This is a genomic window from Vibrio panuliri (genome assembly GCF_009938205.1).
GTDB lineage: Bacteria > Pseudomonadota > Gammaproteobacteria > Enterobacterales > Vibrionaceae > Vibrio > Vibrio panuliri.
Genome location: NZ_AP019655.1, coordinates 445,675 through 466,349 on the forward strand (window position 1 = coordinate 445,675; position 20,675 = coordinate 466,349).

A 20,675-nucleotide genomic window follows, 5' to 3' on the forward strand; every position below is an offset into this window, starting at 1 on the left:
TTTGACTGGTCTTTGAGTTTGACGATAACTTATGTTTGAGATCACAATAAAAGATTATTGTAGTACAAATAAAAAGATAACCGGAGTAAGCTAAGACCCATAAAATGATCAAACTTAAAAGGCTGAAAAAATGACTATTGATACTCTTGTTGTTCTCGCCTACTTCCTGTTCTTAATTGCGATTGGTTGGATGTTCCGTAAGTTCACCACCTCTACCAGCGATTATTTCCGTGGAGGTGGTAAGATGTTGTGGTGGATGGTGGGTGCCACCGCGTTTATGACACAGTTTTCAGCATGGACGTTTACAGGTGCCGCAGGACGCGCATTCAGCGATGGATTCGTTGTTGTCATCCTCTTCTTAGCCAATGCATTTGGCTACTTCTTAAACTATCTCTATTTTGCGCCAAAGTTCCGTCAACTACGAGTAGTGACGGCGATTGAAGCGATTCGCCAGCGCTTTGGCAAAACTTCTGAGCAGTTCTTTACTTGGGCAGGTATGCCAGACAGCTTGATTTCTGCAGGCATTTGGCTCAACGGTCTCGCTATTTTTGTTGCGGCGGTATTCAACATCCCGATGGAAGCGACCATTGTTGTCACTGGTTTGGTACTGATGTTAATGGCAGTAACAGGTGGCTCATGGGCAGTTGTTGCTTCAGATTTTATGCAGATGCTGGTTATCATGGCTGTTACGATTACCTGTGCGGTTGCCGCTTATTTCCAAGGTGGTGGTATTGGTAACATTGTCGCGAACTTCAAAGGTGACTTTATGTTGGGTAACAACCTCAACTACGTCAGCATCTTTGTGTTGTGGGTGGTGTTTATCTTTGTCAAACAGTTTGGCGTTATGAACAACAGCATCAATGCTTACCGCTATCTATGTGCAAAAGACAGTGAAAATGCTCGTAAAGCAGCCGGCTTAGCATGTGTGCTTATGATTGTCGGTCCGATTATCTGGTTCTTGCCACCTTGGTATGTTGCAGCCTTTATGCCTGATTTTATCGACCAGTATGGTTCGGTAGGGGGAGACGCTGCGTACCTAGCCTTTGTACAGAATGTGATGCCAGCAGGTATGGTTGGTCTGCTTATGTCGGCGATGTTTGCTGCCACGATGTCATCAATGGATTCAGGCCTAAACCGTAACGCTGGTATTTTTGTGATGAACTTCTACAGCCCTATTGTGCGCCCGCAAGCGTCACAAAAAGAGTTGGTAGTGGTGAGTAAGTTAACCACGATTATGATGGGTTTCATCATCATTGGTATCGGTTTGTTTATTAACTCACTACGTCACCTAAGCTTGTTCGACATTGTTCTTAACGTTGGTGCACTTATTGGCTTCCCAATGTTGATTCCTGTTCTACTGGGTATGTGGATTCGCCGCACACCTGATTGGGCAGGGTGGGCTACGCTAATCGTCGGTGGCTTTGTCTCTTATATTTTCGGTATTTCGTTGCAAGCGGAGGATGTCGAGCGTCTATTTGGTCTTGAGCAGGCATTTACTGCACGTGAATGGGCTGATTTGAAAGTAGGCTTGAGCTTAGCTGCGCATGTGATTTTCACCGGTGGTTTCTTCTTACTAACAACGCGTTTCTACAAAGGCTTGACGCCAGAGCGTGAAAAGGAAGTGGATCAGTTGTTTGAAAACTGGAACACACCTTTGGTTGCAGACAGTGAAGAACAGCAAAACCTAGATACAAAACAACGTGGTATGTTGGGTAAACTGATCAGTGTTGCCGGCTTTGGTATCTTGGCAATGGCACTGATTCCGAATGAACCAACTGGTCGACTGCTGTTTATCTTGTGTGGCTCTATCGTCCTATCTGTCGGTGTGCTGTTGGTCAATGCTGCCAAAGGCAATACACGCCCCAAGGTGTTAGCTGACACCAACAACGGTTAGGCCGCTTTAAACTGAAAAATCACCCATAATGGGTGATTTTTTTGCTTCATATAACGCGAGTATGAAAATGCGCTTTATCTGGTTTGGCAAGACTGACGAGCAATCAGTTTACAGGGCACGATAATCTTTTTGGTGCGTGGCTTTTTGTTGTTAATCAGTGCCATCAATGTTTTTGCTGACTCGACACCGATGCGGTGAGGGTCTTGCTTGATAACGGTGACGGGGACCTTAAGAAACTCAGCCATTGGCAGTTCATCAAACCCGAGTAGAGAGACATCATTTGGGACGGTCACCTTGTTGCTTTCAAGATCCTTAAGCAGTTCAGTCGTAATGGCAAGGTGTTGAGTGAAAAAGGCACTCGGAGCTTGCGCACTGCGAAGCAAAGCGGACGGTGATGATTCAAATCCATCTTTTCTTGACCAGAAAAGAATGTTTGATTGATCATGCTTGATTGCGTGTTTATCTAGTGCACGCTGAAACCCTTGGATACGCTCTTGACGCGATTGAATGCCTTCAAACGTTTGAGTAATGAGGCATATGTTTTTATGTCCAAGCTCGATCAAATACTCAGTAGCATCAAACGCTGCTTTTTCGTAGTCAGAGACAACGACGTACTTGTCGCTAGGTTGATATTCGATTTGGAACTCAACCAGCGGGAAGCCTTGTTGTCGGTATTGATCTAGAAGATCCGGATTTTTGCCCGATGACGCGATAATAATGCCATCAACACACATCTCTTTGAGTGACTTGAGTGATTGAGCCTCTGATTCAGGGGCAAAGTCTGTATTGTAGATAACCACATTGTAGCCATGTTTTTTACAGTAGTCGTCTACTCCGCGAATGACTTGGCTTGAGTGAAATCCCGCCACATCTCTAACCACGACGCCAATCGTTTTGGTTTTGTCCGTTTTTAAACTTCGTGCAATTGGGTTAGGGACGTAATCTAGCTCACTGATTGCGAGTTTGATCCTTTCCCGAGTCGATTCTGCCATGTGTTTGTAACGCCCGTTTAAGTACTGCGAGATGGTACTTTTTGATACACCAGCGTGGTTGGCAACATCAATAATCCTTACCTTGCCCATAGAGACCTTTATTTTTGTTAACTTCATCGATTTTCGATCGTTGACATTTTACCTGTTGGAGTTATATTCGCAAGTAAACCGTTCTAGTAAACCGATTTACTAAATCGTTTTACAAAACCGATTTACTTATACAGAGATCCCATAATGAAAATTACTAACGTTAAAGTTTTGGTTTGTCGTCCTGGACGTAACTTTGTCACCGTAAAGATCGAAACTGATGAAGGTGTCTACGGTATTGGTGATGCCACGCTTAATGGTCGCGAAATGGCAGTAGCTGCGTACTTAGAAGAGCATATTGCTCCGTGTTTGATTGGCAAAGATCCGCTGCAAATTGAAGATGTCTGGCAGTACCTTTTTAAAGGTGCGTATTGGCGTAAAGGCCCTGTAACCATGACAGCGATTGGCGCTGTTGATATGGCGCTTTGGGATATTTTTGGCAAAGTCACCAATATGCCAGTTTACCAATTGCTTGGAGGCAAGAGTCGTCATGGCGTTACGGTTTACGCTCATGCAAATGGCGAGTCAATCGAGGAAGTGTTGACTAACTTAGGTCAGTTTATTGACCAAGGTTACAAGGCGGTGCGTTTGCAATGTACGATTCCAAACCAAAAAGGCACATACGGCACGCTTGAAGGAAAGAAAAACTACTACGAACTGCAAGGTAACCGTCCGCTACCACCAGAGAATGAATGGTGTACGCGTAAGTACATGAACTTTATCCCAGAGCTATTTAAACAAGCACGTGAGCAATTTGGTTACGACATTGAACTTCTGCACGATGTGCATAGTCGTCTAACACCGATCGAAGCGGCAAAGCTTGGCAAGATGCTTGAACCATATGACCTGATGTTCCTTGAAGACAGTGTGACAGCTGACAACCAGCAAGGGTATGCACAGATTCGTCAACATACCACTACGCCTTTAGCAGTCGGCGAAATCTTCAACACTGTGTGGGATGCCAAAGAGCTGATTGAAACTCAGTCTATTGATTATATCCGAACAGCGGTATCTCACGGTGGTGGTATTACGCCAATGCGTAAGTTGAGTGATTTCGCTGCAATGCATCACGTACGTATGGCTCCACACGGCGCTCCGGATCTCTCTCCAATCGCAACCATGGCACATCTCCATATCAATACATGGGCGCCAAACTTCGGTATTCAAGAGTTCGTTGGATTTGGCACCGATGAAATCAATGAAGTGTTCAAATACGAATTGAATATTAAAAACGGCATGCTTTTACCAAGTGAAGCTCCGGGACTGGGCGTCGACATAGACGAAGAAGCGATGAAGAAGTACGAATACAAGCGCTCTTACCTCCCTGTTAGCCGCCTAGAAGATGGCACGCTCTGGAACTGGTAACTCGTTATCCTGACTGGTGAATATTCTTCTAATATCCCTTGCCAGTCAGGAGTTTACTGATCTAAGAACAAAAGGAATGACATAATGAACATCGATATTCTCGTGATCGCAGGATATTTTATCCTGATGATCGTCATAAGTTTTGCGTTTAAAAAAATGGCCAGTTCATCAACCAGTGATTACTTTCGTGGCGGTGGTCGCATGGTTTGGTGGATGGTTGGCGCAACGGCGTTTATGACTCAGTTTAGTGCATGGACCTTTACCGGAGCCGCTGGTAAAGCATTTAACGATGGGTTTATGGTCGCAGCTGTTTTTATCGCTAACACTATTGGCTACGGGGTTGCATATTGGTGGTTTGCGGAACGTTTTAGACAAACTCGCGTTGATACGCCGACAGAAGCGATTCGAAATCGTTTTGGCAACCAGAACGAACAGTTTTTCACTTGGGCAATTATTCCGCTGAGCATTTTAAATGCGGGCGTCATGATCAATGCGCTGTCGATATTTGTCAGTGCGGTATTTAACTTGGATATGACGATTACAATCTGGACTACAGGACTGATTGTATTGGTTATTTCATTGCTAAGTGGGGCGTGGGGGGTAGTAGCATCAGATTTTGTCCAGACCTTGATCGTCGCCGTCATCTCAGTAGCATGTGCCGTTGTCGCTTTGGTTGAAGTTGGGGGCCCTGGACGAATTATCACCGAGTTCCCGTCGGGCTTTATTATGGGGCCGGATATGAACTATGGTGTGATAATCCTTGGTTCTATAGTGTTCTTTATTGCCAAGCAGATCCAAACAATCAATAACATGCAGGACTCCTATCGATTCCTTAACGCGAAAGATTCGAAAAATGCTAAGCAAGCAGCGCTAATGGCAATGTGTTTGATGGCTGTGGGTACACTTATTTGGTTTATTCCACCATGGGCATCAGCGATCCTTTATCCAGATGCTGCTCAGCAGTTTTCGAATCTAGGTAGCAAAGCGTCGGATGCGGTTTATCTAGTCTTTGCTGAGCGAGCGATGCCTGCTGGAACGATAGGCTTATTGCTCGCAGGGCTTTTTGCAGCGACGATGTCGACAATGGACTCAGCTTTAAACCGTAACTCGGGTATTTTTGTTAATAGCTTTTGGACACCTATTATTTGCAAAGGTCGTGAGACTTCTGAGCAATCACGTCTTCGTGTTGGTCAACTCGTTTGTATCGTGAACGGTTTATTGGTTATTTTGATTGCGCTGCTATTTAGCAGTTTAAAAGAGATGAGTTTGTTTGAACTAATGATGACGGTCTCAACTTTGGCACAAGTACCACTGCTGGTACCTCTATTTATGGGGGTGATTGTCAAAAACACACCGAAATGGGCTGCGTGGGCTACAGTCGTATTTGGTATGTTTGTCTCTTGGATGTGTATTAGTTACTTCACACCACAAGCGTTAGGTGAACTGCTAGACATCGCGTTTACAAAGCGTGAAATGAGTGAGTTAAGAACCATTATTACCATTGCTGCTCATTTATTGCTCACTTGTGGTTTTTTCTATGCAACAAAGTTTTTCTATCGTCCAGAGTCATTCTCTGCACAAGAGAAACAGCAAGTGGAAAAATTCTTTGTTGACTTAGAAACGGAGTTCGTTAGCGATGACAAGCAGAAAGAGTTTGATAAGTTGCAAAGCACTAAGCTGGGCAATATTACTCTTATGATGGGAGGCGCATTGTTTTTAATGTGTCTAATTCCAAATCCCTTGTGGGGCAGAGTACTGTTTGCTTTATGTGGTTTGAGTGTCTTGTTTATTGGATATTTGTTAAAGCCTAAGCAGGCAAACAAAAAACTTGCATTTAATCGCTAGAGCTATCGATTAGTACATAATTTGCTAGAAGCAAGAAAGAGCCGCATGATGCGGCTCTTTTGTCTATGAGTTGCTTGCTACAAATAAGCGCAATAGCGCTTATCTTTCCTAGCAAAATATGCTCAGATAGAAAGACTCAATAAGCAAGGAAGGTGACCAATGAACTCCACTATCGATACTATCTTAGCCCATCGCTCAATTCGCCAATTTACCAATCAGCCGATTGATGCTGAAGCACTGGACTTTATTTTACGCTCGGGGCTAGCCGCATCATCTTCGAGCTTATTGCAAGTAGTGTCGGTTGTTCGAGTGACAGAGCAGGATAAAAGAGATGAGTTGGCAAAAATGGCGGGCAATCAAGCTCATGTGAGTAATGCTGCTGAGTTTCTGGTCTTTTGTATCGATTATCAACGTCATAAGACTATCAACCCTAAGGTGCAAAGTGACTTTGCGGAGTTAGCCTTAATTGGTGCGATTGATGCAGGTATTATGGCGCAAAACTGTTTTCTTGCTGCAGAATCTTTGGGGCTGGGTGGGGTTTATATCGGTGGTTTGCGCAACAATGCCAAACAAGTTGATGAGCTACTGGGTTTACCTGCCCACTGCGCCGTTCTATTTGGTTTGTGCTTAGGTCACCCTGACCAAAATCCAGAAGTGAAGCCACGTTTGCCCATTGATGTCGTGGTACATCAAAACCAATATCAGCCGCTGGATCTCGATAAAATTGCCCAATACGATCAAGTGATGCAAGAGTACTATGCTAGCCGTTCAAGTAATCAAAAACAGAGCGCATGGTCGACCGAAGTGACGACTAAATTGGCTGGAGAGTCGCGCCCACATATTCTCGGTTATTTGCATGATAAGGGGTTACTAAAGCGCTAAAGCCTCACTACCGCTCACCGTAACTCTGTGCAGAAATATCCGCACTGCACAGAGCTGTGGTGCTAGGCTGCTTGGTGTGCGGCATCTTTAGGGGCGAGATTAAACTGGCGTTTGAACTCACGGCTAAACTGAGCGGCACTAGAGTAACCCACCATATCTGCGGCCTCATTGACGCGCTTTCCTTGGAAGCAGATAAGCTCACGTCCTTTATTGAGTCTCACTTTCTTAATGTATTGGATTGGGGATTCCAAGGTAACATTGCGAAATGCGGTATGAAAAGATGATACGCTCATGTTTGCCGCATTAGCCAGATCAGCAACATTCAATGTACTGGAGTAATTTGTGTGGATTTCTTGTAGCACCGCAGCAATTCGACCATAGCGGCCTTCTTGGTCTGCAAGGTTGAACAAAGTATCCCCACTTTTGCTCAACAGCACAAAGAAGAGGACCTCTTCAACCAAGGCTTGGCCTAGAACATCGGCTTGTAAATCGTCACACAGTGCTTGCATTAAACGCTCACAGGCGGTGAGCAAGTTGGCATCAATAGGCTCGTGTCGAATACTCATCTCAGAGTGTGAAGTAGGGTGAGTGAGCTCTGGGTGATGAAGCTTAATTTTTCCAACGAGCTTTTGCAGTAAAGGCATCGATATTTCAATACCTAGCCCAAGTAATGGCGAATTGTGATTAGGGAAAGCCTCACATTCGAGTGGCATTGGAACCCCCATAACTAAGCAATCTCCTTCGCCATAAGTGTGCCTTTGCCCTCCGGCATAGAGAGCTTTATGTCCCTGTCCCAATACTACAATACCTGATTGATACATCATTGACTGGCGAGGATGACCATTCTGACTACGGTAAAAATGCACATTGTCGAGCTTAGTTGCCATGTTTCCTTCGAAATTATGCAGGTTGTTTAGATCAACAAAGCGCTGCATGAGAGATTTAAGTGACATGTTTACCTCTGAGTGTTTTGTAGGAATAGTCATGTTATTTGGATTAATTGACCTTCATAATCGTAATTTCCAATACTATTATGCATACATCCCGGGCGAAATACACTTTTAAAAAGAATCAGCACAGAGGGCAACATGAAATTCTCTTATCAAAATTCAACACAAATCCTATTTGGCCAAGGTCAAATCAGTAGCATCACTCAAGCCATCGATACGTCGAAGAAAGTTCTGGTCATCTATGGTGGTGGCTCAGTGAAAAAGAATGGCGTGTACCAGCAAGTGGAGAAGGCGTTAGAAAATCATAACTGGCTTGAATTCTCTGGTGTCGAGGCGAATCCGACCAAGGAAACCATGGATAAGGCTGTTGCGATTATTAAGCAGCAATCCGTTGATTTTATACTTGCAGTTGGAGGTGGCTCGGTTATTGATGGCGCTAAGTATGCCGCTGCAGCCGCCCACTATGATGGTGATGGATGGGACATTTTAACTGGGAATTACAAGCCTGAAGTGGCGACACCGATTGGCGTGATCTTGACGATTCCGGCGACAGGCTCGGAGTCCAACATCAACTCCGTGATTACTAAAGCGGAAACTCAACAGAAGCTGCCTTTTGCAGCGGCATGTGTACAACCTCTGTTTGCCGTGATGGATCCGGATGTAATGAAAACCCTACCAGAGAAGCAACTGGTGAATGGGATTGTGGATGCTTGGGTGCATGTCTGTGAGCAGTATATAACTAAAGCATCCGGCGCTCTCGTTCAAGACGGCTACTCAGAGGCGTTGTTGCGCGCTCTAAAAACCTTGGGCGACACCTATGCCCAGCGTGACAATGACTTATGGCGAGCTAACTTAATGTGGACAGCCAACCAAGCACTCAATGGTCTTATCGCTGCTGGTGTTGAACAAGATTGGGCGACTCATATGATTGGTCATGAGCTAACTGCGCTGTGGCATGTGGATCATGCGCGTTCTCTGGCGATAGTCCAACCTGCACTATTGCGCAATCAGATTGAACATAAGCGTGCGAAACTTGAGCAGATGGGGCGCAATGTTTTTGCTCTACAAGAAAGCAGTGATCTTGCCGAGCGCACTATTGATGCGATTGAAGGTTTTTATAACCAACTGGGTGTCGCAACCAAACTTACGGAGCATAACGTCAGTAAGCAGCAAGCGATTGACCTAGTGATAGAGCGCTTAGAAGGGCACGGCATGATCGCATTGACGGAAAACCAAACGGTCACGCCAGTTGAAGCGCGCCAAATTCTGGAAAACGCCGTTGCATAACCAATCCAAAACTTAGTTTAGTTCGAGGAAAATAGCCGCATTTTGCGGCTATTTTTTATATTATGCTGTCTTAAACATTAATGGAACCGAAAGGAAGTACGATGTTAGATAAGTTATTTGTCTATGGCACTCTTGGTCCGGGACGCCCAAATGAGCATGTGATGACCGCAATAGGCGGCGAGTGGCGTGAAGGTTATGTGCTTGGTTTTTTGAAAAACCAAGGCTGGGGCTCTGAGATGGGTTACCCAGGTATTGAGCTAAATGACGCTGGTGAGCAGGTGAGAGGTTTTGTTTTTACCTCAGAAAACCTAGCGAAAAACTGGCATAAGCTGGATGAGTTTGAGGGCAGCGAATACGAACGCGTTGCTACGACAGTTCATTTAGATGAAGGTGGTGTTGTTGAAGCATATATCTATATGTTGAGTGAGTAATCAGGCGCTTTGGCGGTAATCTTCAATGATTCAAAAATCGCCAGATGTGCTGCTATCTTTATCTAAGACTGCAAGTAAAATTGAGTTGTCGTACATATCGAAGTGACAATAAGGAAAACGGAATGTCGCAGATAGAGATAAAACTAGAAAGACCTCGTGTAGAGTTATTGTTTGCTAAGTATCAAGAGGTGATTGGTGATGACTATCTTGGTTATCGCAACCATGTTTATCGCACCATCACCTATGCAATGCATTTTCTTGATAACGACGAGCAATATGAACAGCTAGTCGAAACGGCGTTTGTTTATCATGACATTGGCTTATGGACAGATCGCGAACTGGCCTACTTAGAGCCTTCCGAGATACTCGCACTATCAGATAATGCTCAGCATCAATGGGGCTTAGACCCTGATGCGTTGCGCGGCGCCATTCATTGGCACCATAAAATCTCGCCATACAAAGGCCCACATGCGAAAGTGATAGAAGCCTGTCGAAAAGCCGATTGGATTGATGCAACAAAAGGTGCGGTGCGCAAGGGAATGAGCAAAGAGCATATTCAGCAAGTCGAGCAAGCTTTCCCTAACCTTGGCTTTCATGACACTTTGCTTCGCTTAGCGAAAGACTATGGCGGCTCGACTCTTGTGGGGGGCGTTAAAGTGACACTCGGTATTGTAAAATGGTAATCCGCTGTTAAGTAGAAAAGCAGCCAATGGTGGCTGCTTAAACTTAAGAGGAGGTGGTTAGATTATTTTAACCCAAGCTGGTGAGCGGTTAAAATTGCTGCGTAAACATTGTCTGCAGTTACTGGGAATGGCATGTTGTGAATCGTTTCGCCTTCAGCGGTTGCGCCTTCAGCTACTTCAAACAATTTGGCATGATTTAACTCTTTCACGCCCATTTCAAACAAGTTTGTTGGCAAGCCAACAGAACGGCAGAAGCCCATTACCGTATTGATCTCTTCCATTGAAGCGTTCTCAAGCACGAGTTGAACCAATGTGCCGAATGCGACTTTCTCACCATGGTAAAGGTGATGACACTCTTCTAATTTGGTTAGACCATTGTGAATGGCATGTGCACCCGCTAGACCACTACTTTCAAAACCAATGCCACTTAAGTAGGTGTTGGCTTCAATAATATTTTCTACCGCTTTTGAGCTGACGCCATTTTCAACCGCTATTTTTGCTTTAAGGCCATCTTCTAGCAGTGTTTCATAACAAAGTTTTGCAAGCGCTTGTGCTGAACGCGTAGGGGCGCCGCCAGCCATTGTCGCTTTACCTGAAGTCATGTTTGCACGCGCTTCAAAGTAAGTAGACAGCGCATCACCCATACCCGCAACCAGCAGACGCACTGGTGCTTTGGCGATAACCGCCGTATCCATGATCACCATATCAGGGTTTTTCGGGAACAATAGGTACTCAGCAAACTCGCCTTCAGGCGTGTAAATCACGGCGAGTGCTGATGTAGGAGCGTCAGTCGATGCGATAGTCGGTACAACCACGACAGGAATCTTAGTATAGAAGGCAACAGATTTAGCTGTATCAAGTGTTTTACCACCACCAATGCCGATGATCACATCACTTTTCTGTGTCGCACAAATATCGGTTAGGCGCTCAATCTCAACGCGAGAGCATTCGCCGTTGAAGATGTCCATTGCAAGCGGCAGTTCTTCTTTTGCAAAACTCTCTTTTACAGTGTCACCAACTAGACCCGTAACAAACTCGTCAGCGATAGCAAGTGGGTTAGTGCCAAGCGTTTTTACATAAGCAGCAATAGAGCCCAGAACGTTCTCACCTTGTACGTATTTACTTGGGCTGATAATGATTTTATCCATGATTGTTAGACCTTTTATAAGTAGAGACTGAAGTGTTTCAACGTTGCAATCATCCTAGGATTTTACGTCAGGTTGATGAAGTAAAATGCTCGCTTTATGAGCAGAACTATGAAGGCGGTGACAAAGGTTCGATTTTCAAAATCCCATTGTGGAACAAACTTTGGGCGCGGTCACTGTTAGTTAATCTTTGCAGCTTTTGCGTTCCAATTTGGAACGTTTTTATTGCTTGAAACGTTTCAACTTGAAACGAATATTTTTTCATTGAGAACAACGCTTGCCCACTTAATATGCGATTAACCCCTACGAAAAATTTCGAATTACAAGAGAAACGGATGATGAAAAAGCTAATTAACAGTGTTGAAGATGTTGTGAAACAGCAGATGGAAGGTTTGGCCTTATCTCGCGCAGAACTAAAAGTGAACTACGAGCCTCGTTATATGTGGCACGAAGAGTCAAAAGGGCAAGTGGCATTGGTTTCTGGTGGTGGTTGCGGTCATGAACCTCTGCATGCGGGTTTTATTGGCAAAGGTATGTTGACAGGTGCCTGCCCGGGTGAAGTGTTTACATCGCCAACTCCAGATCAAATGTATGAGTGCGGCAACAAGGTAAATAGTGGTGAGGGCGTACTGTTCTTTATCAAAAACTACACGGGTGACGTATTAAACTTTGAAACGGCGGTTGAGCTGCTTCATGCTGATGGCGTAAAAGTGGGCTCGGTGCTAATTGACGATGACGTCGCAGTAAAAGATAGCCTTTACACTGCAGGTCGCCGTGGTGTGGCGGGAACCGTGTTGGTCGAGAAAATTGTAGGTGCGGCAGCTGATAAAGGTTATTCACTAGAGCAATGTGAAGAGTTAGCGCGTCGCGTCAATAATAACTGCCGCTCTTTTGGTGTCGCACTGAACGCATGTGTAGTTCCTGCGGCGGGTAAGCCTTCTTTTGTTCTTGCTGACGATGAAGTGGAATTTGGTGTTGGTATCCATGGCGAGCCGGGTATTGAACGAATTAAATATACAACAGCAGATGAGCTTGTCGACAAGATGTTCCTTGAGGTGAAAGAGAACATCGCTTACTCACGCACTTTACGTATTTGGAACCGTGAAGATAGTGATTGGGATGAAGTAGAAACGGCGATCGAAGCATTCGAAGCAAACCAAGACTATATCGCTATCGTTAACGGTTTGGGAGCGACACCTGAATCTGAACTTTATGGTGTGTATCGCCGCCTTGCACAAAATTGTCAGCAAGCGGGTTTCCGTCTAGTGCGTAACATGGTGGGTAACTACTGTACTTCCCTTAATATGGAAGGGGTCTCAATTACGTTACTAAAAGCCGACCAAGAGATGATCGATCTATTCGATGCTCCAGTCGATACAGCAGCAATTAAGTGGTAAGGCGAGGAGAATTCACATGCAAATCGAAAAACAACAGATCATCAACTGGCTTGAACTTTGCGCGAAGACTTACGAAGAGAACCAAGATTTTCTCACTGATCTTGACCGAGATATTGGTGATGCAGACCACGGTCTAAACATGAATCGCGGGTTCAAAAAGGTAGCAGAAACCTTGCCTACGGTTGAAAAACAAAACATCTCGACCATCTTTAAAAATACTGGCATGACGTTGCTATCCAGTGTTGGTGGTGCCAGTGGTCCCCTCTATGGCACGCTGTTTATTCGCACTGCCGCTGCGGTTGGCACGCGCGAGCAACTTAGCTTCGAAGAGTTGATTGACTCGTTGAAAAGTGGCGTTGATGGGGTGGTTTCTCGCGGAAAAGCAGAGCAGGGTGATAAAACCATGTGTGACGTTTGGTTGCCAATGCTTACGTCGGTTAAGTCATTATTAGAAAGCGGCACAAGCGCGGATCATTTGCTGGATGAAATGGTGGATTTAGCGGAGAAAGGCGCAGTATCGACAATTGAAATGCAAGCGAAGAAAGGCCGCGCAAGTTATCTAGGTGAGCGTAGTGTCGGTCATCAAGACCCTGGTGCAACATCATCTCTGTTGATGATCAAAGCGCTGCGTCAAGCCATAGCAGGAAACTAAGTACATGGTCGGTATTGTAGTTGTTTCTCATAGCCGACGCCTTGCTGAAGGGGTGGCAGAGCTTGCCACCCAGATGACGCAAGGTAAGGTAAACCTTGCGATTGCGGCTGGTGTCGATGATCCAGAAAACCCGATTGGCACTGACGCAATTGCGGTGATGGGCGCGATTGAGCAAGTCTGTGACGCTCAGGGTGTTATCGTTCTCATGGACTTAGGAAGTGCGTTATTGAGTACAGAAATGGCCCTTGAGCTGCTTGATGATGAAATTCGTGAAAAAGTCCGTCTGGTTGCCGCCCCAATTGTTGAAGGGACGATGGCAGCTTCGGTTGCCGCAGCAGCGGGTTTGGATATTCAAACGGTTGTGGCCGAAGCGAGTAGTGCTTTGGACGTTAAGCGTGAACATTTGGGGGAAGAAATCACACCATCCATAAGTGAGGACCAGGCTGATGATGTGAATGATTCCGCACTAGCCTTCCGTTGGTTGGTGCAAAATCCACATGGTATTCATGCTCGTCCCGCCGCCGCGATTGTGGGTAAACTGGCTGAATTTACTTGTGATGTCTGGTTAGAAAAAGATAACCAACGCGTCAGCGCGAAGAGCTTAAATAGCATCGCCAAACTTGGGGTTCGCTTAGGGGATGAGATCACCTTCCTTGCTCACGGTGAAGATGCACAAGTTGCCGTTGATGCTTTTGCCGAGTTGGCAAATCAGCACTTTGGTGAAGCAGAAATTGTTAAGAATGGTGTAATCGACCAAGAGCCACAAGTGGCAGCAAGCACTCAACAACAGATCGATGGCGCGATTGTGGGGTTAAGTGTAAATGGCGGCATAGTGACGGCACCTGCGGTTTTATTTAGCCACGAAATCCCCGCTATTCCTTCGCGCGAGTTTGTGGCGATTGATTTTGAAGTTGGGCATATCCAATCAGCTATTGAAGTGGTTAAGCAGCAACTGGCTTTGCAAGCCAAGCAACCGCATGGCGAGATATTTGGCGCTCATTTGATGATGCTGTCTGACCCAGAGCTTTGGCAATCCGTGTTAGAGCATATCAATGATAATCAAATTGGCGAGCAAGCTTGGATGACGGCGATAGAAGATCTCGCGTCTGCTTATCGAGCTGCTGAAAGTGAGTACATGCGTGAGCGAGAAGCGGATGTTTACGACATTGCCCGCCAAGTCATGAGCGCCGCGACAGGTGTTAAACCAAGCGCAATGGTGCTTGAGCAGCCAAGTATTTTGCTTGCTCGTGATCTTATGCCTTCAGATGTTGCGGGTTTGGATAAAGCAAAAGTACTGGCGATCTGCTTAAGTGAAGGTGGCAAAACATCGCATAGCGCAATCTTAGCGCGAGCAATGGGGATTCCGGCGGTCGTTAAAGCGCAAGGTTGCCTTGATAGCGTCAAAGCGGGGCAAGCTATTACGGTTGACGGCTTTAGCGGTATTTTGTGGTTGGAACCCTCTGAAGAGATGCAGGCAGAGCTGAGCCAAAGGCGTGATGATTGGTTGGCAGAACAGCAAGCTGCTTTACATAGTGCCCAAGAAAAAGCGGTAACGATCGATGGCACTGAGGTGCAAGTGATCGCAAATATTGGTGGAACGGAAGATGTGGCTTACGCTTTAGAAAATGGCGCTGAAGGTGTGGGGCTATTTCGAACCGAGTTCTTGTTCCAAACCAGTGATCAACTACCAACAGAAGATGAACAGTTTGAAGTCTACCGTGACATCGCCCAGTCATTTGGTGACAAGCCACTTACGATTCGTAGTTTAGATGTCGGTGGGGATAAACCGCTAGCGGCTTATCCGATGCCATCTGAAGAAAACCCGTTTCTTGGCTTGCGAGGCGTGCGCTTATGCTTGACGCATGAGGCATTATTTACCACTCAGATCCGTGCAGTGCTTAGGGCTCATCAAGAGCAAAGCAATATTTTGCTTATGATTCCAATGATCGCGACGGTTGAAGAAGTGCGTAAAGTCAAAGCGCTGATTGCTCGTGAAGCGAAAGCGCTAGGCATTGACGCTTTAACTTTGCCTGTCGGCATTATGATTGAGGTGCCTGCTGCAGTGTTAAATGCCGATGCATTGGCTCAGGAAGTGGATTTCTTCTCAATCGGCACCAATGATTTGACCCAGTATGTGATGGCTGCGGATCGGGGGAATACTGCGGTTGCCGAGTTGGTTAACTACTTTGAGCCTGCGGTTATTAACGCCATCGAACTGACCTGCATTGCAGCTAACAAAGCTGGGATCCCAGTTAGTATGTGTGGCGAAATGGCAGGCGATATCAAGGCTACCGAGCTGCTGCTTAAGTTGGGGCTGAGAAAGTTTAGCGCCAGTGCGAGCTTACTGCCTGCGCTTAAGGAGCAAGTACGTAAGCTGAACTTAGCTATTGAAGCGTAAGCGGAAATAACCATCGAGATGTAAAAAGCCCTTAACCGCTCGGTTAGGGGCTTTGTTTTTTTCGGCTAAACGACGTTGCTTTACGAATACCAATCAGGGGGCAGCAAGCATGTTCAGATGTTTACTCTGGTTGGTCTAAACCAAATTTCTGGATTTTGCGCCATAAGGTGGTGCGACCAATGTTGAGGGCTTTGGCCATATCTTGCATTTTGCCATCATAAACTTCCCATGCTTGCAGAATTGCTCGTTTCTCCACTTCTTCGAGATTTAACAACTGGCCTTGTTGATCGGCAGAAAGACGGTTTTGTCCGTTGATAATATCGCTAGGGATATCGTCGAGGCGAATGAGGTTGCCGTTGCGGTTTAGCAATAGCTTTTCAATTTTGTTGCGTAGCTCCGAATTGTTGCCTAGCCAAGCAAAGTTGACCAAGGTTTCCAGTGCTTTTTTCTCTAGTGTGAGAGAAATATTGTGGCGCTTTTCATAGCTTACCAGCAGCGCTTTAATCATCAACTCTACATCTTCAGGTCGTCGCCTTAGTGGTGGGATATGAAGCTCGTTGGCTGAGATTTCATAGAAGAGTTGTCTTCCAAAAACTTGCTGTGTTACGTACTCATTCATATCCGCTGATGTGCTGGTAATGAGCTGAAACTTGACCGGAATTAATCGCTGGCTGTCGCTACGATTGATCAGACCGGTTTTGAGCACTTTAAGCAGTACGGCTTGCAGTTCAGGGCAAAGGTACTCAATTTTTTCGAGATAGAGCGTGCCGTTATGTGCCAACTCAAACTTGGAAGGGAGCCCTCGTCCTTCATCGTAGCCCAGAGTTTGCTGGATCAGTTGCTCGGTATTAATCGCTCGGCAATTTAAAATGATAAATGGGCCAGATTTATTCTCGCTTTCATTATGAATCGCCATGGCTAAGTCTGTTTTGCCGACACCTTCTTCACCAGTAATTAAAATCGGCGACTTTGATTTCGTTGCGCGTTTGGCGACAGAAATCACGTGTTTCATCTTGCGAGATTCGGCTGGCAACGTGTCAAATGTGTAACGAGCGCTGCCACCAAGTTGTTGTTGGGCGAGTTCGCGAATCTTATCGATAGGATGAACAAACAATAATGTTGAACCGTCAACAAGAGGGCGTAAGGTGATGATAGCATCAATAAACTCGCCATTGACCTCAACGGTTGTCTGCTTGCGTCGAATCACATCACGCGAGTCGACACTTGCCATGATATTGGGTGCAAAGCGAATCACAGATAAGATGTTTTTATCAATGACCTGACTACCATCAATGTTAAGTAACTGCTCGGCTTGATGATTAGTCATGGTAATTAAATCTTCGCTATTCCACGCCAATATGCCATCGTCCATACACTCTAAGGTCGCACTGTGCTCACTGTGCAGGCGATTCATGGAATCTTGTTCGTATTGAAGTTGGATCTGTAAACTGATCTCTTTGGCACAAGAGGCAATGATAACCAGACTTTCTTTGCTGTAGTGCTGAGACTTCTTCAATAAACAGACCGTCGCGCGCAACTTGCCGAACGGGTCAAAAATTGGTGCAGCGGCGGCCGCATACGGGTGAAGGTGGCGATTGAAATGTTGCGCTGCAAACACTTCGCTCGGTTCATGTGTTGCAAGGCACAAGCTGATGGCATTCGTACCAAATTTACCTTCTGAAAAGAAACAACCGTTTTTAAAACCAAGCTCACGCATTTCTTCGAGAATGGTTTCGCAACCCACGCTATGCAACATACAGCCGTTATCGTCGGTGACAAATAATGCAAGCTGGTCACCTTGCAACAGGTCATACGTATCTTCAATCACTGTGGTGGCGCAACCGACGACGTTTTGATTACGTTTCATCAACGATGATAGGGTGTGCCCAGAAGCGATATGTGGTTTGGACCATTGATAAGGGCTGCATTGCTTGATACAGCGCTCCCATGATTGCAGAACTGGTGTAAGGGAAAACTCAGGAGAAACCCAATGATGTTTTTGGAAGAAATCCCATTTCTGTTTAGTGTCTTCGGCAGACAACGTACTTACCGAGGAGTGAGGCATTGTTATTATTATTTCCCTTGAGTTTCGTTATGCACTAATTGGAGGAGCGCGGTTGAACGTCGACACGTCAATTTTATCGCAAGCAAATCTATAAAATGCAGTGGTTATATGAGTACCTTGAGCCTAAACAGTTTTACCTTGCATTTCATTGATGGATTACTCAAAAATACAAATCCTCACGACGGGTGAGTGGCTCAGATCTTGGTTACTGATATCGTGCCCAAGTCAATAAAGACATCATCGACCACTTGCTTTTGACTTACTTGGACTTCAATCGAATGAGCGACATTATCGTAGAAATACACTTGATAGTTTCCGGCGGGTAACACGTCCAGTTCAAAATTACCGAGTTGATCGGTAAAGAAAGGATAGCTCTGCTTTGATTGAAGATGGCGGAACTCTCCGACCACATCGGCCAATGGCTGCTGATTCTGGTTGTAGAAAAAACCACTGACAAAGAAGCCTTGAGCAATTTCCAGTTGATGATAAGAACCACTATAGAGCCCCCCAAAAGCCACAAACTCACTCTGTTTGAGCTCTTGGTTGAAGGCGAGATTATCCCCTGAGACTTTGACTACGCGATAACCATCATTTTTGACGGGGACCAGTAGGCTCTGTTGTCCCCCTTGCTCTTTAGGTACCACAGCAATACGTCGATACTGATCATATTGCAATGCGTAGGCATCATCAAACGCGTCTGGCAGAGAGACAATATTGAAACTCCCTGTGATTGGCGCACTCCAAAGTAGGCGATTTCCTGCCCATGCAAAGCCCGTATCGGCCCCTAGAGTTAAGGTGCGATTGCTGGTGGACTGCGAAAGGTTTTGCGAAAGGTTTCTCGAAGAGTAGCGACCATTCCATGTCACGCGTTGCCCGTAGATTTTCCCATAGCCGTCAAACCCGTCATAACGTTGATCGACAAATTTAGTTGATGCTCGCCAATAGTAATCATTGGCATACTGCGAAGCGGAAACTTGGCTCTCATACTGGTTCTTATTGCTGTCGTATGAGGTACGAGTCGCGACACTGACATTGTTCCAACGTAGTGGGAAAGAGAGGGTGAAATAAAGGCTTCGATCGATGGTGTCGTTGTATTTTTGCCAGCGCATATTTAGAGTGGTTGTAACGTATTGGTTGATTCGATAGCTGGTATTGATTGAAGCCGTTTGCCGCAGTGTTTGTTGCGCATCAAATTGCTGCTCTAAACTGACAGTTAGGTAGCCGATGTCCAAAGGGGTTTTTATCCCTGAGCTTATCCCCACAGTATGCACCAACGGGTCTTTTTCTGAACTTCGGTTAACACCGTATCGTAGCGAAAAGTTAGAGAGCCGTGCGTCAAGCAGTTCGCTGGCATAGAGTTGACTACTCAGGTTGTAGCTCCGTGAGTCAGAGTATTCGTTTAGCCTGCCATCGAGGCTGAAAAAGAAATCGCCGATGGCAAAGTTCTGCTCAAGTGAATATTGCTGTGCGGTGTCAGCCAACTCCATTGCTGCTGATGCTGTCCACCAATCCGTGAGTCCGTAAGAGACGACGCCTTGTCCTTTAAGGTTATCGCGGTTGATTTCTTTATCGCCATCGTCTTGGTAAATTTGTTCAGCACCATATACCAGTTGCGTTTCTATATCGCCTTTGAGCAGTAATTGAGGATGATCGACGAGATTAAAGAATCGTTTTTGCTCAATACCACTTTGATCAACATAACTCACTTCAACTTCGTTGACGCCTTGTTCTAGAGGTAAGTCGCGCAAGTTATATTGTCCTGATGCTAAACGCAGCGTGCGATAGTCCTCTCCATTGATGCGTATCGAGACCAAGGCAGAGGTCTCTAAACTGAGAGGAACCAAGTTGGGTTTATCGCTTCTCTTGATGTAGTCAGGATGATAAGAGTAAGACAGCCCAAATAAGTCACCACTGGGTAAGGGCGTTATTTGGGCGTCGATCTCATAGTCACCAAATTGCAAAAAGCCGCCATTGTTCGGTAAGTTCGCCATCAGTCGCGTACGATCTCTTAACCAATGTCCTTGATGCGTAAAGTGGTTATAGGAGTAAGTGTGGCCATCTTCAACGGTGATAGCTCCTATTGCGGCGGTTGCTCTCAAGGCGACTTGAGATACTGAAAATTCGGTGTCGTTCAAGTTATGAGTGTGTGCCCAATAGGTGTTTAATGCCCCGCTAAACAGCGCAGGTTTAACGTGAGGTAGGGAGGTCGGTGCTTTGCCGAAGCTACTTGGCTCAAGAGCGATATCAACTAACTTACGCTCTTTTACCGGAACACCAAGTTCAACCAATAACTGATCGGGGCTGTAATGGCTTTCCCAGCCTAGAGCTTTAAAGTCGAGGTGAGACACTTTTTTATTCTGCAGGGCTGCTCTGAGCTCCTCTAAGCGCGTTGCGGCAACGGCTTGACTGAGAATCGGGATCAGTTCATTACCGTCCAATGCCCAATATTGCTCTTTTTCATCATCTAAGTATCCCGTGATTTCAACTTGTTGTCCGACAATGCTGACATCAATAGGGATCTGCATCTCCGCCGCATGAAGCGGAAATGCTAGCCCATAGAATACGAAGCAAGCGCAAGCATTGAAGCGAGACATAACGGCAC

The 20,675-nt window shown here is 45.7% G+C and carries 15 protein-coding genes; 10 read left to right on the forward strand and 5 right to left on the reverse strand.

Annotated features, from left to right (window positions below):
- Positions 1-130: 130 nt before the first annotated feature.
- Positions 131-1,894: a sodium:solute symporter family transporter gene (locus tag GZK95_RS16795; RefSeq protein ID WP_075713391.1), complete on the forward strand. Its 1,764-nt coding sequence runs from the start codon at positions 131-133 to the stop codon at positions 1,892-1,894.
- A 74-nt stretch (positions 1,895-1,968) separates the two neighbouring features.
- Here GZK95_RS16795 and GZK95_RS16800 read toward each other — a convergent pair whose 3' ends face one another.
- Entirely contained in the window at positions 1,969-3,003 is a 1,035-nt protein-coding gene (locus GZK95_RS16800; RefSeq protein ID WP_225623946.1) for a LacI family DNA-binding transcriptional regulator, read from the reverse strand.
- Between the two features lie 117 nt (positions 3,004-3,120).
- On the opposite strand from GZK95_RS16800, the gene manD reads away from it, so the two are divergent.
- The 3 genes from manD (at position 3,121) to nfsA (ending at position 7,065) form a co-directional block, all read left to right on the forward strand.
- A complete protein-coding gene (manD, locus tag GZK95_RS16805) occupies positions 3,121-4,338 on the forward strand; it encodes a D-mannonate dehydratase ManD (RefSeq protein ID WP_075713389.1) in 1,218 nt (405 codons plus the stop codon).
- Between the two features lie 84 nt (positions 4,339-4,422).
- Complete coding sequence (locus tag GZK95_RS16810; protein WP_151148802.1) at positions 4,423-6,183, forward strand: sodium:solute symporter family protein; 1,761 nt, start codon at positions 4,423-4,425, stop codon at positions 6,181-6,183.
- Between the two features lie 159 nt (positions 6,184-6,342).
- On the forward strand, positions 6,343-7,065 hold the full coding sequence (gene nfsA / locus GZK95_RS16815; protein ID WP_075713385.1) for an oxygen-insensitive NADPH nitroreductase: 723 nt from the start codon (positions 6,343-6,345) through the stop codon (positions 7,063-7,065).
- A gap of 62 nt (positions 7,066-7,127) precedes the next feature.
- Here the strand turns inward: nfsA and GZK95_RS16820 are convergent, their stop codons facing one another.
- A complete protein-coding gene (locus tag GZK95_RS16820) occupies positions 7,128-8,018 on the reverse strand; it encodes an AraC family transcriptional regulator (protein WP_075713383.1) in 891 nt (296 codons plus the stop codon).
- Positions 8,019-8,153: 135 nt separating this feature from the next.
- Here GZK95_RS16820 and GZK95_RS16825 point away from each other — a divergent pair, with 135 nt between their 5' ends.
- The 3 genes from GZK95_RS16825 to GZK95_RS16835 all read left to right on the forward strand — a co-directional run bounded on the left by GZK95_RS16825 (position 8,154) and on the right by GZK95_RS16835 (position 10,416).
- Complete coding sequence (locus tag GZK95_RS16825; RefSeq protein WP_075713381.1) at positions 8,154-9,302, forward strand: iron-containing alcohol dehydrogenase; 1,149 nt, start codon at positions 8,154-8,156, stop codon at positions 9,300-9,302.
- 101 nt (positions 9,303-9,403) lie between these two features.
- On the forward strand, positions 9,404-9,733 hold the full coding sequence (locus tag GZK95_RS16830) for a gamma-glutamylcyclotransferase family protein (protein WP_075713032.1): 330 nt from the start codon (positions 9,404-9,406) through the stop codon (positions 9,731-9,733).
- 122 nt (positions 9,734-9,855) lie between these two features.
- Complete coding sequence (locus GZK95_RS16835) at positions 9,856-10,416, forward strand: phosphohydrolase (protein WP_075713028.1); 561 nt, start codon at positions 9,856-9,858, stop codon at positions 10,414-10,416.
- 62 nt (positions 10,417-10,478) lie between these two features.
- Here GZK95_RS16835 and GZK95_RS16840 read toward each other — a convergent pair whose 3' ends face one another.
- Complete coding sequence (locus tag GZK95_RS16840; RefSeq protein ID WP_075706121.1) at positions 10,479-11,564, reverse strand: glycerol dehydrogenase; 1,086 nt, start codon at positions 11,562-11,564, stop codon at positions 10,479-10,481.
- 335 nt (positions 11,565-11,899) lie between these two features.
- Here GZK95_RS16840 and dhaK point away from each other — a divergent pair, with 335 nt between their 5' ends.
- Genes dhaK through ptsP form a run of 3 tightly spaced genes read left to right on the forward strand, consistent with a single transcriptional unit; the run spans position 11,900 to position 16,008 of the window.
- Positions 11,900-12,958, forward strand: coding sequence for a dihydroxyacetone kinase subunit DhaK (gene dhaK, locus GZK95_RS16845; RefSeq protein WP_075713030.1), 1,059 nt, complete (start codon positions 11,900-11,902; stop codon positions 12,956-12,958).
- 16 nt (positions 12,959-12,974) lie between these two features.
- Positions 12,975-13,610 (forward strand): dihydroxyacetone kinase subunit DhaL, encoded by a 636-nt coding sequence (gene dhaL / locus GZK95_RS16850; protein ID WP_075713026.1) that lies wholly within the window; start codon positions 12,975-12,977, stop codon positions 13,608-13,610.
- A gap of 4 nt (positions 13,611-13,614) precedes the next feature.
- Entirely contained in the window at positions 13,615-16,008 is a 2,394-nt protein-coding gene (gene ptsP / locus GZK95_RS16855; protein ID WP_075713025.1) for a phosphoenolpyruvate--protein phosphotransferase, read from the forward strand.
- 121 nt (positions 16,009-16,129) lie between these two features.
- Here ptsP and dhaR read toward each other — a convergent pair whose 3' ends face one another.
- Together dhaR and GZK95_RS16865 are read right to left on the reverse strand one after the other, a co-directional pair.
- The gene (dhaR, locus tag GZK95_RS16860; protein ID WP_232061583.1) at positions 16,130-18,049 is read right to left on the reverse strand and encodes a dihydroxyacetone kinase operon transcriptional regulator DhaR; all 1,920 of its coding nucleotides are present in this window, start codon (positions 18,047-18,049) and stop codon (positions 16,130-16,132) included.
- Between the two features lie 218 nt (positions 18,050-18,267).
- Positions 18,268-20,667, reverse strand: coding sequence for a hypothetical protein (locus tag GZK95_RS16865; protein ID WP_075713021.1), 2,400 nt, complete (start codon positions 20,665-20,667; stop codon positions 18,268-18,270).
- Between the last annotated feature and the right edge of the window lie 8 nt (positions 20,668-20,675).